This is a genomic window from Sphingobium sp. WR1 (genome assembly GCF_059693745.1).
The window spans coordinates 1-1,147 of the sequence record NZ_JCATID010000090.1 but is presented as its reverse complement, the minus strand read 5'-3'; the positions used below and the strand labels follow the sequence as shown (position 1 = coordinate 1,147).

Below are 1,147 nucleotides of genomic sequence, written 5' to 3'. Positions count from 1 at the left end.
GGCCCCTGTGCATTATCAGGACACGGATTCACGGTAGCGGTTTGATGAGCAGCGGCATGAGGCCGTTGGCGTCGAGATCGAGGTGATCGGACCAGACATAATCGCCGGTGAGATTGATGCGATCCCAACCCAACGGCGAGAGCCGGGACAGCATAGCTGGATCGATGGGGCTTCCTCGACGACGCATTTCGTCGACGGCGCGCCCCAGATAGCGACAGTTGAACAGGATAATCGCTGCGGTGACGAGGTTGAGCGCGGCCGCTCGGGTCTGCTGGTTCTCCAGGCCACGGTCGCGAAAACGGCCGAGCCGATGGAAGGCGACCGCCCGGGCAAGGCTGTTGCGGGCCTCGCCCTTGTTCAACTCGGCAGTGACGGTACGGCGCAGAGCCGGATCCTCGAACCAGCGGAGCGTGAACAGCGTGCGCTCGATCCGCCCGATCTCCCGCAGCGCCGCAGCGAGGCTGTTCTGCTGGCGGTAGGCGGACAGCTTCTTCAGGATCAACGATGGCGTGACGGTGCGGTGACGGATCGCGCCAATGACACGTTCAATATCGGGCCAGTGGCTGACGATCAGGTCCCGGTTGAGCCTGTGACCGAACAGTGGCGCAAGCCTGCCATAGCGCTTCGAGGGTTCGAAAGCGTAGAGGCGCCGGTCGGACAGGCGAGGAATGCGCGGCTCGAAATCGAGCCCGAGGAGATGCATCGTCGCGAATACGATGTCGGAAACGCCGCCTCCATCGACGTGCAGCGCGGTCAGATCGGCGTTGCTGTCATGGCCGAGGAGCCCATCGAGCGCATGGATGGCTTCTCCTGCCGTGCCGGCGATCACCGTCTGGTGCAGCGGCGCGTAGCGGTCGGTGATGGTGGTGTAGATCTTGACCACTGGGTCGCGACCATAATGGGCGTTGACCGCTCCGCCGGCTTCGCCCGGCCCGCCCAGGTAGAAGGCCTGGCCATCCGCGGAAGCCCGGTGTCCTTGCCCAAACCAGGCGGCGATCGGCTCGGCGTGGATGGCGTCGGTCAAGCAAAATGCGCCCGTCCACGATAGCCATGGCTTCGGTTTCCAGCCAAGTCATCATGATGCCGCGCGCTGGCCGGCTCAGATCGGTGAATCCGAAGCGCGCCTTGATGGCGGCAAGCTGATCGT

At 64.2% G+C, this 1,147-nt stretch carries 1 pseudogene; it reads right to left on the bottom strand.

The features are described 5' to 3' along the window. Positions 1-28 precede the first annotated feature (28 nt). Positions 29-1,027 (bottom strand): annotated as a pseudogene (locus tag AC58EF_RS28525) (Tn3 family transposase); the annotation flags it as partial. Positions 1,028-1,147 lie beyond the last annotated feature (120 nt).